The organism is Bacillus sp. NPDC093026 (assembly GCF_044754665.1).
In the GTDB taxonomy this organism is placed as follows: Bacteria; Bacillota; Bacilli; order Bacillales; family Bacillaceae; genus Bacillus; species Bacillus maqinnsis.
In genome coordinates this window covers 462,845-476,915 of the sequence record NZ_JBIVPN010000002.1, presented here as the reverse complement: position 1 = coordinate 476,915, position 14,071 = coordinate 462,845, and the positions used below count along the sequence as shown (strand labels likewise).

General features: G+C 40.1%; 12 protein-coding genes. 4 read left to right on the top strand and 8 right to left on the bottom strand.

All coding sequences use genetic code 11. From position 1 onward, the window contains the following. Nucleotides 1-5: 5 nt before the first annotated feature. Together lgt and hprK are read right to left on the bottom strand one after the other, a co-directional pair. Complete coding sequence (gene lgt / locus ACIQCE_RS07300; RefSeq protein WP_353854486.1) at nt 6-833, bottom strand: prolipoprotein diacylglyceryl transferase; 828 nt, start codon at nt 831-833, stop codon at nt 6-8. Nucleotides 834-844: 11 nt separating this feature from the next. Beyond that, nucleotides 845-1,777 carry an HPr(Ser) kinase/phosphatase gene (hprK, locus tag ACIQCE_RS07295; protein ID WP_353854485.1) on the bottom strand — a complete coding sequence of 311 codons (933 nt, stop codon included), beginning with the start codon at nt 1,775-1,777 and terminating at the stop codon, nt 845-847. 179 nt (nt 1,778-1,956) lie between these two features. Here hprK and nagA point away from each other — a divergent pair, with 179 nt between their 5' ends. From nagA to ACIQCE_RS07280, 3 genes are read left to right on the top strand one after another with little or no spacing between them, the layout of a single operon-like run. Further along, a complete protein-coding gene (gene nagA, locus ACIQCE_RS07290; RefSeq protein WP_400494211.1) occupies nt 1,957-3,150 on the top strand; it encodes an N-acetylglucosamine-6-phosphate deacetylase in 1,194 nt (397 codons plus the stop codon). Further along, a complete protein-coding gene (gene nagB, locus ACIQCE_RS07285) occupies nt 3,147-3,872 on the top strand; it encodes a glucosamine-6-phosphate deaminase (RefSeq protein ID WP_400494210.1) in 726 nt (241 codons plus the stop codon). The genes nagA and nagB overlap by 4 nt, the downstream gene beginning before the upstream one ends. A gap of 18 nt (nt 3,873-3,890) precedes the next feature. Next, on the top strand, nt 3,891-4,616 hold the full coding sequence (locus tag ACIQCE_RS07280) for a GntR family transcriptional regulator (RefSeq protein ID WP_400494209.1): 726 nt from the start codon (nt 3,891-3,893) through the stop codon (nt 4,614-4,616). Nucleotides 4,617-4,647: 31 nt separating this feature from the next. Here ACIQCE_RS07280 and ACIQCE_RS07275 read toward each other — a convergent pair whose 3' ends face one another. The 5 genes from ACIQCE_RS07275 to ACIQCE_RS07255 form a co-directional block, all read right to left on the bottom strand. After that, nucleotides 4,648-8,502 (bottom strand): lamin tail domain-containing metallophosphoesterase family protein, encoded by a 3,855-nt coding sequence (locus tag ACIQCE_RS07275; protein ID WP_400494483.1) that lies wholly within the window; start codon nt 8,500-8,502, stop codon nt 4,648-4,650. Nucleotides 8,503-8,598: 96 nt separating this feature from the next. After that, nucleotides 8,599-8,985 (bottom strand): phage holin family protein, encoded by a 387-nt coding sequence (locus tag ACIQCE_RS07270; RefSeq protein ID WP_353854481.1) that lies wholly within the window; start codon nt 8,983-8,985, stop codon nt 8,599-8,601. Continuing rightward, nucleotides 8,978-9,181 carry a PspC domain-containing protein gene (locus ACIQCE_RS07265; RefSeq protein ID WP_400494207.1) on the bottom strand — a complete coding sequence of 68 codons (204 nt, stop codon included), beginning with the start codon at nt 9,179-9,181 and terminating at the stop codon, nt 8,978-8,980. The genes ACIQCE_RS07270 and ACIQCE_RS07265 overlap by 8 nt, the downstream gene beginning before the upstream one ends. Nucleotides 9,182-9,187: 6 nt before the next feature. Then, entirely contained in the window at nt 9,188-10,264 is a 1,077-nt protein-coding gene (locus tag ACIQCE_RS07260) for a DUF4097 family beta strand repeat-containing protein (RefSeq protein WP_400494206.1), read from the bottom strand. 11 nt (nt 10,265-10,275) lie between these two features. After that, on the bottom strand, nt 10,276-10,611 hold the full coding sequence (locus ACIQCE_RS07255; protein ID WP_353854478.1) for a magnetosome magnetite crystal formation protein family: 336 nt from the start codon (nt 10,609-10,611) through the stop codon (nt 10,276-10,278). Between the two features lie 197 nt (nt 10,612-10,808). On the opposite strand from ACIQCE_RS07255, the gene ACIQCE_RS07250 reads away from it, so the two are divergent. Further along, a complete protein-coding gene (locus ACIQCE_RS07250; RefSeq protein WP_400494205.1) occupies nt 10,809-11,039 on the top strand; it encodes a hypothetical protein in 231 nt (76 codons plus the stop codon). Nucleotides 11,040-11,193: 154 nt separating this feature from the next. Here the strand turns inward: ACIQCE_RS07250 and uvrA are convergent, their stop codons facing one another. Next, nucleotides 11,194-14,064 (bottom strand): excinuclease ABC subunit UvrA, encoded by a 2,871-nt coding sequence (gene uvrA / locus ACIQCE_RS07245; RefSeq protein WP_400494203.1) that lies wholly within the window; start codon nt 14,062-14,064, stop codon nt 11,194-11,196. Nucleotides 14,065-14,071 lie beyond the last annotated feature (7 nt).

Sequence of the window (14,071 nt, the reverse complement as noted above, 5' to 3'; positions counted from 1 at the left end):
CCCTCCTATTCATTCGACGAGTTATTCTCTTTATACGGAATAGATGCGTAGCCTCTTATTCTTCTATACACAATTAGCAAAATGGCCATTGCAAATATTGCGATTGAAATCACTTGTGCAATACGTAGATGCTCTGTCAGCATTAAACTGTCTGTTCTCATTCCTTCAATGAAGAAACGGCCGATAGAATACCAAATTAAATAAGACAAGAAGATTTCGCCTCTGCGTAGAGAAGTTCTGCGTAATAAAATTAAGATCACAACACCGGCAATATTCCATAATGATTCATATAAAAATGTCGGGTGATAATATGTTCCATCAATATACATTTGATTAATAATAAATTCAGGTAGATGCAAATTTTCTAAAAAAGCTCTTGAAACAGCCTCACCATGTGCTTCCTGATTAATAAAGTTCCCCCAACGCCCGATGGCTTGTCCTAGCAAAATACTAGGTGCTGCAACATCAGCGATTTTCCAAAAGGACACTTTTCTCAACCTTGTAAACACAATGGCCGTAAGCACTGCCCCTATGAGCCCTCCATGTATCGCAATCCCGCCATTCCAAATCTTAATGATTTCATTTGGGTGCTGCTGGTAATAATCCCATTCAAATGAAACATAATAAATACGTGCACAAATAATCGCAATTGGAATCGCAAATAATATCAAATCTATAAACGTATCTTTATTGATCCCTCTTTTTTCACATTCTCTTAGTGCGAGCCATAACCCAAGCAAGGCTCCAACACCTATGATCACACCATACCAATGAACCGAAATAGGTCCAAGCTGAAGAGCTATCGGGTCAATGGGTTTAATTGCATCATTCATATAGACAACTCCTATTCATCCTGACTATTATCTTCAATAACATCGGCAAGTTTACTTGTAAATTGCTCCGCTGCATTATGTCCCATTCGTTTTAATCGGAAATTCATCGCAGCCACCTCAATGATGACCGCTAAGTTTCGTCCTGGACGAACGGGAATCGTCAGCTTTGGCACATCTGTATCAATGATTCTCATTTTTTCTTCTTCAAGCCCTAAACGATCATATTGCTTGCCTTGTTCCCAAAGCTCAAGATTCATGACAATCGTAATTCTCTTATAGCTTCTGACCGCGCCTGCTCCAAACAAGGTCATGACATTAATAATACCTAACCCGCGGATTTCAAGAAGGTGTTCGATTAGCTCAGGTGCACTTCCAACTAATGTATCCTGATCTTCTTGACGGATTTCCACACAATCATCCGCAACAAGCCGATGCCCTCTCTTCACTAATTCAAGGGCTGTTTCACTTTTTCCTACTCCGCTTTTCCCAATTAACAATACACCTACACCGTATACATCCACGAGCACGCCATGAATAGCTGTCGTTGGTGCTAGCTTACTTTCTAAGAAGTTCGTTAAGCGACTAGAGAGCCTTGTTGTTTTCAAACTTGAGCGTAAAACAGGCACTCCATTTTTATTTGATGCTTCAATCAATTCCTTTGGCACTTCACGATCTCGTGACAAAATAATAGCAGGTGTAATATCTGTACAAAGAGACATCATTCTCTGCTTTCTTTCGCGCTCAGGAAGCTGTTCAAAAAAGGAAAGCTCTGTTTTCCCTAAAAGCTGAACTCTTTCTTTTGGGTAATATGTAAAATATCCAGCCATTTCAATACCCGGTCTGGAAAGATCACTAATTGTAATAGGACGATTAATCCCTTCTTCCCCACTTACCAGTTCAAGATGAAATTGCTCCATTATGTCCTTTGTACGAACTTTCGGCACGTTTCTTCCTCCTTTTATCACAGGCGTTTCAGAAATACAGCTCTATTTTATCACTTTCAATGATGAACCCAAAACAGTATTTTATCCTGATCCTGTCTCATCCTATTCAACTGGTATAGACAACTATACTTAAAAAAGGTAAACTAAAGTCAAAAGACAGCGAATAAGGAGGCATCAATATGAGCAACTCTTTATTGCTCTCCAATATTCATATTGTGACAGAGACACGTATCATTCAAAATGGTTTTGTCGGTTTACGCGATGGCAAGATTGACTATATTTCTACATTGCCTCCGACAGAAAATTATGAAAAAGTATATATTTCCCGGGAAAACTTTTATTTACTTCCCGGAATGATTGATATCCATATTCATGGCGGATATGGTGCAGATATGATGGATGCGACACCAGAAGCCATGAATGTACTCGCTGACAACTTACCATCAGAAGGAACGACAAGTTTTTTAGCAACAACCATTACCCAAAACCATCATGAGATTGAACATGCACTTAAAAATGTCGCTCTCTGGAAAGAACAAAATGAAAGAAAAGCCGGAAGTCAGGCACAATGCCTAGGTATTCACCTTGAAGGTCCATTTATCTCTAAGCAAAAAGCTGGGGCACAGCCTGCTCAATGGATTATACAGCCTGATCTCCCGCTTTTTGAGAAATGGTTCGATGCATCTAAGCAGCTCATTCAAATCGTTACGTTTGCACCTGAGGAAGATCCTGATTTTGCTTTTCTTTCATTGCTTCGAGAAAAAAAATTGATTCCTTCTATTGGACATACGAATGCACATAGTGACATGATTGAATTAGCTGCAAACAATGGTGCACGTCACATTACTCACCTTTATAATGCGATGAGTTCTTTTCAGCATCGTGAGCCGCATGTTGTAGGTGCTGCTCTAACGAACGAAGACTTGCATACAGAACTGATCACAGATGGCATTCATTCTCATCCACTCTCCATTAAGCTTGCATACCTTGCAAAAGGCAGTGATCGTTTGATCATGATCACAGATTCGATGCGGGCAAAAGGACTAGGTAATGGAACATACGAATTTGGCGGTCAAACTGTCACAGTTAGCGGCGAGAAAGCACTGCTGCCAGATGGTACACTCGCAGGATCTATATTAATGATGAAAGACGGCGTAAAACGGATGAGACACATTACAAAATGTGAGTGGACAGATATCGCCAAGATGACCTCAACAAATGCAGCGAAACAGCTTGGACTCGATCATCTCCTTGGATCAATCGAGATAGGGAAATTCGCTGACTTAGTGATTTGGGATGAATCTGGAGAACTGATTTTGACCATCTGCCGTGGACAAATAGTCTGGGAAAAAAGGGAGGACAATCACGAATGAACATCATTGAATTTGCGGATAAAGACCAATTGGGAAGAGAAGCCGCTGCCATGATTGCTCGTACAATCGAAGCTAAACCACATGCAGTGCTCGGTCTTGCAACTGGCGGTACACCTGTCGATACTTACAGGGAGTTAATTCGGCTTCATCGATCCAAACAATTGTCTCTCAAACAAACAAAAACAGTGAATTTAGATGAGTATGTGGGACTTGATTCAGATCACGAAAATAGTTATATGACGTACATGAAACGTCATTTATTTGATCATATTGATATCCCGAAGGATCAGTATTACTTGCCAAATGGTAACGCATCAAATTTAGATTTAGAGTGTTTGCGATATGAACAACTCATTCAAGATTTAGGCGGCATCGATCTTCAGCTTCTTGGTATCGGGCAAAATGGACATATCGGCTTTAACGAACCTGGTACACCATTTACCTCAAGAACCCATGTTGTCCAGTTAGATGAGAACACACGCCAAACAAATGCAAGATATTTTTCTTCTATTGATGAAGTGCCAACATATGCGATTACGATGGGTATTGAGAGCATCCTTTCAAGCAAGAAAATTCTTCTTCTCGCATCAGGAAAATCAAAAGCGAAAGTGATACAATATTTAGAAAAAGCTGAGATACACCCAGACTTCCCTGCATCCGCCCTGAAACTTCATCAAGATGTAACAGTTTTCATTGATAGAGAAGCTGGTTCACTACGCTAAACACGAGAGGGTTTTCACATGTTTATTGATAAGCAATCACCTATCCCTATGTACCATCAAATTATGGAAAACTTGAAAAAACAGATTGAGAATGGAACATTAGCACCTGATACACTCATTCCTTCTGAAAGAGAATACGCCGAACGTTTTGGGATTAGTCGAATGACCGTCAGACAAGCCTTATCAAACCTTGTGAACGAAGGATATTTGTATCGTCAAAAAGGAAAAGGCACCTTCGTTAACCGAAAAAAGTTTGAACAGACGCTTCAAGGCTTAACAAGTTTTACAGAAGACATGAGACAACGCGGGCTCAAAGCTTCCAGCCAACTGCTCGATTTCAACAAAATCACATGCCCAGAGCACTTGTTATCAGTACTTCAACTGTCAGACAGTGATTTCTTATATGAATTCAAACGAATACGCCTTGCAAATGATGAACCGATGGCCATTGAAACGAGCTATATACCAGAAAAATTCGCAGGCTCTTTAACGAAGGAACATCTAACAGGTTCTTTATATGAATATATGGAAAACAACACAGGTCTTGCGATTGCGCATGCGAAGCAGGAACTAGAAGCCAATGTTGCAACAAAAGCAGAAGCACACCTGCTTTCAATTTCTACTGGTGCTCCTGTGTTATCTATTGCAAGAACGACTTATTTTCAAAACGACCTTCCATTCGAGTATGTTCTTTCCGTTTATAGAGGGGATCGTTACAAGCTCATTCATACAATGGAAAGATAAACTGTGCTCCTAAGTTGGAGCACAGTGATGTTTATTTATGAAGAAATTTTGTTTGATCGTTATCTTTTGTATGGATTTTCCATATTGGTGAAACAGCTTTCCCTTGGAAACGGTCTTTTGCAACTGTGTACCAATAATAGTCTTGATTTGGTTTTAACCCTTCCCACTCAAAGCTGGCCTTTTTGCCGCTTTTCACACCTCGTACTTCTCCAAGAAGTACGTTTGTATACACATTCAGCTCAAAATAGTTGGTCTTGACTGACTTCATTTTTGGCGTCAAATCCACATCAATTGAAAACTCATCTTGGTCTCCAAACGTTTTGGGATCATAGAAATGCTCTTGATTCATGTATGGTGAGTATGTTGTAAAATGAAGCTGATTTTTCTCTTGATCTGCCGTGATCAATCGCATAAACCCCTGACCGCCTTCAGGGCCTGATTGATAATCGGCGAGAATTTGATACACTTTCCGATCGACCTTTCCATCATGGTCATCATCTAGTTCATCTACCTTTCTGCTTGCACCGTGGTAGTGACCGCTAAATACTGCCACGATATTAGGATGACGCTTCACTACTTGGTGGAAGATGAGATCGCCAATCGGGCTTCGATTTCCACTCACTAACAAATATTCGTGGAAGTTTAAGATGACGATACGGTCTGGATGCTCAGAAATTACCCGATTTAACCAATCGATTTCTGCTTGCCTGATTCCCCAGCCCATATACACCATCATATAATCATTGCCGCCGGCGGAGATGAGGTCATAGTGCCCTCGATTATTTTGATACGATTCTCCGTAGTAAGGTTTTTCTGCAAATCGGTTCGCACCGAAGTAGTGGCCATACTCCGTATAAAAACCATCCTTGTGCCTCACATCATGATTCCCTGCCAATACACCATAAGGTATGTGATGCTCATCTAAAACACGCATAAATGTATCAGCATGCTTCCATTGTTTGTCCTTCGAATCATCCACTATATCGCCTGTATGGAACACATATTGGATATTTAACTTCTCTCTCTGATCTCTAATCCACTCAACCATTTTTTTGAAGATATGAGGATAACTTTTTGCATAATATTGTGTATCAGACATCCATACCATTTTGTAAGGCTTCTGTTTCTTGCTGATCTCATCTTGCACAATCAAATCAAATGTTTGATTCTTCATATACTGCCTGACCGACAGCAATCCTTTTAGATAAAACTCTTTTTGATCCTTCGCAAAGTGATGGGTAATTTTGTCCCACTTTTCCTGCTGATGATTCCAAGCATACATTGTCACCTTTCTGCCTGACAATGAACTTCCTTTCCAAACAGCCTCTACTGCATCTTTTTCACCTACATGATGATTTACCTTGATTTGAAAATGATGATAGGGAAAACGATGTAAGTCCTTTGTTTCAACAGCCTTACCATCAGCAAATGCAATGCGTTTTCTTTCATTGTCAGAAAAGATCATTTCTCCTTTTTGAACGAAACCTTTTGGTGGTTCTGTCTCTGCAGCATATTTAAATATATTCATCGTGGGACTTAGTGATGTGTGTTGATAGGCACGATAAAATGAATAATCCAGCTTGTCATTTGTGGGATCTTTCGTCAAAACGGTTTGCTTGGATGATCCTTCTTTTGTCATATCTGCTATTCGCTCTGGCGTTTCAGGGTGTTCATGGACAGTGGTGAATTCTCTTTTCAATGTAGTCATGTTCCCTGCCGCATCTTTTGCTTTCACCAAAAACGTATGTTGTCCAGGTGTTAATTCACTAGAAGACGTCTGATAAGGCAAAGAAATTGGTTCACGATCTAAGAACGCACGAACTTCCTCTATGTCACTCCATCGATCAGACACCTTTGCTTTTAACGTAAAAGCTCCTTTATATTGGTCATTTGCATGTATGTTTGTCTTTATTTTTGGTCCTGTATTATCCACTTTAACACGAACTGATGCATGTTCATCTTCTGTTTTGGCATGAATGAGATGCGGACCTTCTTTCAGCTTTCTAGTATCCCACTGGATATATGTTGATACATATGCTTGTTTGGGGATCTGAAATTGAAAGGATCTCACTTTTTTTGCTCCATCACTATCTCCCATCTTCCATTCTTTTCGCTGTTCTCCATCAATTGGATGGATTTGTTTCCCATTCGATAAAATCAATCTGACATTCTTCAGTTCAAAATCATCATGATTCTCTCCTGACAAACGATCAAACGGAGAAGATTTTGTTCCGGCGTGGAATGATATTGTTTGTAAACCTGACGTTTTCAGCTCCGCTTCTGGTATGGTCATTGTATAGGTTCGATACACTTTTGTCGAATCATCAAAAATCGAAAGTAAGTGCTTACCTATCGAGACACCGTTTTTAAAATATAGATTTGTCCCTTTGACATCAAAGGCGATATATGGATCAGCCTCAAGTGCAGAAAACGTATGTCGATTCTTCTTTCCATCTATCGTAAATTGAATCGGTTTTTTTAGATCTGACGTTGCCTTTAATGCGAATACACCAGATACCGTATCGCCTTGTTCTACGTTAAATCGAAGGCCGTGTGCTTTACTAATTTGCTCCACATCAATTAATTTTTTCATGGTGACTGTCTGATTCTTACCATCTGACGCTTCAAGTTGATATTCTAACTGGTCTTTACCAATCAATTCAGGTGAATAGATAATGTGATGAAACAACCGATCATTATGATCTTTTTGAAGAAGGACCTCTTTAAAATGATCCCTGCGATTGGTTCGATAGCGCAATTTGACTGTTTTGACTAACTGATCATCCTGTACATCCGCTTTAATCTCAATACCTTCCGTCGGTTTAATCGGTTTTCGATCGGTCATATCTTCAATAACAGGTTTATGGATATCTTGTGATATTTCTTTTTTCTCAGTAGGAATTTGCGCTTTTAACACTTTTCCAGGAGTTGGTTCTTCTTCTATTTTTGAAATTAGTTTCATTTGTGATGTTCCGTCCATTGGATACTTGAACAGAAGGGATTTATGCTCACTAAACAATGATGGTTTCAAACGAAATGTCGCAGATGACATCTCTTCACCAATATTCGATGTAATTGAGACAAGGCGAGCTTTGGAGTTGGACAGCCCCCTGCTCTCGACGACCGATAGATGCTTGCCCTCTCTTAAATTGCTTTTGTACATTTTATTAAAGTCCGCCACAGTCAAGTGTTCCTGACCTTTTCTTTTTAACCAAAATACATAAGGTTTCCCAGGCGAAATCGTCACCGGATTTAAATGAAAAGAATAAATTTCATCCATCTCGGTGTCCTGTGCAGGGTTGCGATAGCGTAGCTGATAATGTTGAAAAGAAATAGGTGAATGCGTTGTGTTGTAAACCTCTATAAATTCAAACGCATCTTTGCCTTGACGATTCTTTGAATTCACCACAATCTCCGTGATTAGTAAGTCTGGAATTTGTGAGAGATCCTCTTTATAGCCATCCAATTGGACAGATTGTTCTGCCGTTCTGATCACAGATTTTTGTGTTAGAAATTCAGTGTAGTAATGTACCTTTGAATTCCATAATTGATCTGGAGGAATTGTCGCAGTAAATTCTGGCTTCATCCCTGGCAAACGTTCCATTGGGATGAATCGGTATCCCAGTTCATCGCTTTGTTTATAGTATAAATTTGCTGACAACACTTGTTCTGACTGACTCATCTTTGCCCGAAACTGCAGATCACGGCCTTTTTCTTGAATGGGACGCACGTCCACATGAAACTGGTCAAAGATAAAAGGGGAAAAAGGCTTGTCTGTCATGTTCACTTGTTTTTGAACGAATGACCCTGCTACAGCAGGCTGACTGAAACAAAAAAGAATGATAAAAAAACATAAAAGCCACATATGTCTGCTGACGTTCACCATCATGCACCGCCTCCCTTCGGCATATTGTGTCTCCGAAAAGAGGTTTTTATGTCACGACGATTGGAGAAAACAAGACCAATTTACGCAAAAAAACCGTTAGCTTTTTTTCGCTAACGGCTCAATGATTCCTTTTTGTATTAACAGATGGAAAATTGATAAGATGACAGCCATCCAAATAGCCGTCCCAAAGCCATCAATGTTAAAACTATCTCCCATAAAACTAGATGTCATCATCAGTGTTATGGCATTAATGACAAATAAGAACAGACCTAGCGAGATGACCGTGACCGGCAACGTTAAAATGATCAAAAAAGGTTTTACTAAGATGTTGAGCAGAGACAAAATGATACTCGCAACAATTGCTGCACCAAACCCTTCAACATACACACTCCCTAGCCCTGGGAGGATGCCGGAATCAAAATACCCAGCAATGACAATCAAAAGTAATGCATTCACTAAAATATTGACAATCCATCTAAGCATTGATGTGGGCGCCTTCTTCCGGAACAGCCAAATACCAAATAAAATAGATGAGAAAGATTGGCATAAATGCTGTCATACATCCGATTATAACTGTTAAAATTCTAAGCAGTGATGCATCAACACTTAAGTATTCTGCAAGTCCACCAACAACACCGGCTATTTTCTTATCAGTTGCTGAACGATATAGCTTTTTCATGTAGAATCACTCCTTGTTTGATTGATGCTTTACTTGTATTGAACCTGTCTTTGTTTCTGCAAAAATAGATATACTGTGCATTTCATTTTGATTGGCTTTGATCATTTTTTCTTTTTGTAATGTTTCGTTTTTCTCTTTTATCATGACTGCATCAAGCAGATCGTGAGAAATTGACCCAAGGTTGCTTTTCAGTTCAGCAGTCACTGCACATGTCGGCGGAATATTTACATCTACACTGCCTGTTGTTGTTTTCGCATAGATAGAGCGGCACTTCTCATCTAATAGCTGAACCACAATGTTCCCGTTAAAGCTTTGGGCATCAATCGTTTCGCTCTTCCCACGTAGGTCAATGAGACCATTGATCGTTTCTACTTCAATCATACCACACTCGTGATCAGCCAGTTTGATTTGTCCATTTGCTGTTTCAATTCCGACTTTGTCTGCCTGTAGAGAGGCAAAAGAGACAACGCCATTCGTCGTTTTCGCAGCAAGTTCTTTTGTCATGAGCTTTTCCCCACGAATCGGTCCGTTAAACAACTTTACCTTGATCTTATCGTATTGTATACGCGGTACATATAATGTCACATTGACTTTCATTGTCTTTTTTTCTGTTCGAATAAAAAATTTGTCACCTTCGAGTCCACAATCCAGTTGATTGAGAAATTGCTGTCTTGCCTGCTCTCCGTCCTCAGTTCGGTAGATTTTCGCATGGCATTCTGCTCGAATATCACCATCATCCCAAGGCATCACATTTAGGCTACCGTTAGCCAGTTGAATATCTAAGTGCGACATTGAAGCATCTTTGAACTGAAAAATATGTTCAACATCTAATGACTGTCCAAAGTTTAAATCGAGATCCACATCTTTAACCTTTTTCACCGCAGAATCTAACCAGTTAAACAGCTTTGCCCCCAGATTTTCCGTACCGTTTCTTTTATTTTCTGGTCCAGTCTTTTCTTCATGAAAAGTTTGATCCGTTGTTGATGACTGGCTCTCCTCTAATTTTTCTAAAAGGATAATGGCCTCTTTTGCTGATAAAGTTCCGTCTTCTACCAGTTTTAAAATTCGTTCTTTTTCATTCATACAAAGCCCTCCTATGATTGTATTGATTGAAGCACTTTAATGCCTTGAATGATATTCCAAATGACTGAAATCAAAAAGCTAATGGCTATCACAATTGACAAGATGAACACCGTCATCACTGGGATAAGAGAATCATTCGCTTGCGTTACAAGTAAAAATGGAATTGCCCCAAAAATGAGGATACAGCAAGCTGCCACTGGAAGCAGATGAGACCAAAATGCCCGTTTCGCATGCCGTTTTGTTTCCTGTTGATCTACAACGAAATATGCCACAATCGGTACGATAAACGGCATAAAAAAAACGCTGAAATAACAAATAGATGCAATGATCGACTGATCTCTATTCATATATATTCGCTCCTTCATGATGAAAATCCCTTTCTAACTCATACGTTTATTGCGTGTAAAAAGTTTCAAAATCATTCGATTTACACATGACCTTAGACACAAATTATTTCTTTTTCCCTCGGAGTATAGATTCTTCATAGATTACCCTTTAAAATATGTTGAAAAGATGATGATTATCAATATAGGGGGTAATTATTTTGACAGATCATCACAACTCCAACAGCGCGGCACAAACGCTATTAGACCTCATACAGAAACAGAAAAATCTGAACAGCGATATGATGAAGGAACTTGAGGCGATTCATCCGTCTCATCCTCAATATGGTGATATCCGTTTTTTAAAAGTGCTGCTCGACAGCAGTAGTACCCATATTTTAAAGGATTTAACTCATTTAAGTCATTTAATGCCCAAAGAAGATGCACAATAAAAGGAAAACCCCCTCACCAAGAGGGGTTTTCAATAACTTCTGAATTCGTTTTCTATCCTGTCTAACACATATTCATGGTATGCGTTCAGATGTTCCTTGATGAGGCAATCATTCCTTATTCCAAGCACCATCTCATTCTAGGCTCAAACTATTTTCACGTGACACTTTCCGTTTCTTTGACTAATTGCTTCATTCGTTCCCGATCACGTTCCAAAATCGGTTTTAAATATTGACCTGTGTAAGAAGCTGCTTCTTGGGCGATTTGTTCAGGTGTGCCAGAGGCGATGATCGTTCCACCTCCTGCACCGCCTTCTGGTCCTAAATCAACCAAATAATCAGCGGCTTTGATAATATCAAGGTTGTGCTCAATCACAAGAACAGTATCCCCGTTTTCCACTAAGCGCTGCAGTACTTTTAATAATCGAGCAATGTCGTCAACATGAAGGCCTGTCGTTGGCTCGTCTAAAATGTAAAGAGATCGTCCGTTTGAACGGCGATGAAGTTCAGAAGCCAATTTCACCCGCTGTGCCTCTCCGCCAGACAGTGTCGTCGCAGGCTGTCCAAGTGTGATATACCCTAGACCAACATCATATATCGTTTGAAGTTTGCGCTTAATTTTCGGGATATTTTCAAAAAACTGAAGCGCATCCTCTACTGTCATTTCAAGAACATCTGCAATGTTTTTCCCTTTGTATGTGACCTCAAGTGTCTCACGATTATAACGTTTCCCGTGACACACTTCACAAGGCACATAGACATCAGGTAAAAAGTGCATTTCAATTTTAATGATTCCGTCTCCACGACAAGCCTCACAGCGTCCACCTTTAACGTTAAAACTAAATCTGCCTTTTTTGTAGCCTCGTACTTTGGCTTCATTTGTTTGCGCAAACACATCTCTCACATCATCAAATACACCTGTATACGTAGCCGGATTGGATCGTGGTGTACGGCCAATCGGAGATTGATCAATATCAATGACCTTATCTAAATATTCCATTCCTTTGATTTCTTTATGCTGGCCCGGTTTCGCTTTCGCTCTATGCAATTTTTGTGCAAGTGATTTCAATAGAATCTCATTCACAAGCGTACTTTTTCCTGAGCCAGACACACCTGTAACAGCTGTAAAGATACCTAGAGGAAACTTAGCATTTACATTTTTCAGGTTATTTTCTTTTGCGCCTTTTATTTCAATAAAGCGGCCATCCGGTTTTCTTCTTTCAATCGGAAGTGGGATAAACTTTTCTCCAGATAAATACTGACCCGTCAAAGATTTTGGATCATTCATGACTTCTTCTGGCGTTCCAGCAGAAATCACTTCTCCTCCATGAACCCCTGCCCCTGGCCCAATATCAATTAAATAATCTGCCGCAAGCATCGTATCTTCATCATGCTCCACGACAATAAGCGTGTTCCCAATGTCGCGCATGTTCTTCAATGTACCAATTAAGCGATCATTGTCTCGTTGATGTAAACCAATAGATGGTTCATCCAATATATAAAGAACGCCGGTCAGTCTCGACCCGATTTGAGTTGCTAGACGGATTCGCTGCGCCTCCCCGCCTGATAACGTTCCAGCAGATCGGCTTAATGTTAGATAATCTAATCCGACATTATTTAAAAAAGACAAGCGTTCTTTGATTTCGCGCAAAATGAGCTGTGCAATCTGCATATCTTTTTCAGATAACTTGATTTTTTCATAGAAATCAAGCGCATCAGCTACAGACAAATCTGTGATTTCACCAATGTGCTTGCCATTAATCAATACAGCAAGCGTCTCTTTTTTGAGACGATACCCTTTACACGTCGGACATGGCTGATTGGCCATGTATTTTTCCATTTGCTCACGGATATAATCAGAGCTTGTTTCCTTGTATCGTCGTTCAATATTACGAAGAACACCTTCAAACTCTATTTCATTCTCACGTACCTGACCAAAGTCATTTTCATATTTAAAATAAATCCGCTCAGAACCGCTTCCATATAAAATTTTATCAAATAAATGCGACGGGATATCTTTCACTGGAATGTCCATATCAATCCCATAGTGTGTACATACTGACTCAAGAAGCTGCGGATAATATTGTGAGCTCTGCGGCTCCCATGGCGCAATGGCATGCTGACGTAAAGTCAATTCTCTATTTGGAATGACAAGCTCAGGGTCTACTTCAAGTTTAGAACCTAACCCATCACAGCTTGGACATGCACCGAAAGGACTGTTAAACGAGAACATTCTCGGCTCAAGCTCTCCAATAGAGAACCCGCAATGCGGACAAGCATGATGTTCACTGAATAAAAGCTCCTCTTGCCCAATCACATCAATCATGACTCGACCTTCTCCTAGGCGGAGCGCCGATTCAAGTGAATCAGACAATCTAGCAGCAATACCTTCTTTCACCACAATACGGTCAATCACGACTTCAATGGAATGTTTTTTATTTTTTTCAAGTTCGATATCTTCTGAAAGGTCTTCCATCTGTCCATCAATTCTCACACGAACATAGCCCTGCTTCCGAATCTGATCGAGTACTTTGACATGCGACCCTTTACGCCCAGAAACAACAGGCGCAAGCACTTGTAGCTTTGTTCTTTCTGGATATTCTAAAATCCGATCTGTCATTTGTTCTATCGTTTGCGACGTAATTTCAATCCCATGTATCGGGCAGACAGGTTTTCCAATTCTTGCATACAAAAGACGCAAGTAATCATAGATTTCCGTCACGGTTCCGACAGTTGATCTAGGGTTCCGGCTTGTCGTTTTCTGGTCAATACTTATCGCCGGAGAAAGACCTTCAATGGCATCTACATCTGGTTTGTCCATTTGACCGAGAAACTGGCGCGCATATGCTGAAAGAGATTCAACGTACCGGCGCTGACCTTCCGCATAAATGGTATCAAAGGCGAGCGACGATTTCCCTGAACCAGACAAACCCGTAATGACAACCAGCTGGTCACGCGGGATATTGACATCAATATTTTTAAGGTTGTGCGCTCTTGCACCTTTCACCTCTATTCGTTCCATAGCCATCAGGCAA

Coding starts and splice junctions, on each gene's coding strand:
- ACIQCE_RS07265 (WP_400494207.1), bottom strand. CDS start 9,181: ATGAAAAAGCTATATCGTTCAGCAACTGATAAGAAAATAGCCGGTGTT.
- ACIQCE_RS07270 (WP_353854481.1), bottom strand. CDS start 8,985: ATGCTTAGATGGATTGTCAATATTTTAGTGAATGCATTACTTTTGATT.
- ACIQCE_RS07275 (WP_400494483.1), bottom strand. CDS start 8,502: ATGGTGAACGTCAGCAGACATATGTGGCTTTTATGTTTTTTTATCATT.
- uvrA (WP_400494203.1), bottom strand. CDS start 14,064: ATGGCTATGGAACGAATAGAGGTGAAAGGTGCAAGAGCGCACAACCTT.
- ACIQCE_RS07255 (WP_353854478.1), bottom strand. CDS start 10,611: ATGAATAGAGATCAGTCGATCATTGCATCTATTTGTTATTTCAGCGTT.
- lgt (WP_353854486.1), bottom strand. CDS start 833: ATGAATGATGCAATTAAACCCATTGACCCGATAGCTCTTCAGCTTGGA.
- ACIQCE_RS07280 (WP_400494209.1), top strand. CDS start 3,891: ATGTTTATTGATAAGCAATCACCTATCCCTATGTACCATCAAATTATG.
- nagB (WP_400494210.1), top strand. CDS start 3,147: ATGAACATCATTGAATTTGCGGATAAAGACCAATTGGGAAGAGAAGCC.
- ACIQCE_RS07260 (WP_400494206.1), bottom strand. CDS start 10,264: ATGAATGAAAAAGAACGAATTTTAAAACTGGTAGAAGACGGAACTTTA.
- nagA (WP_400494211.1), top strand. CDS start 1,957: ATGAGCAACTCTTTATTGCTCTCCAATATTCATATTGTGACAGAGACA.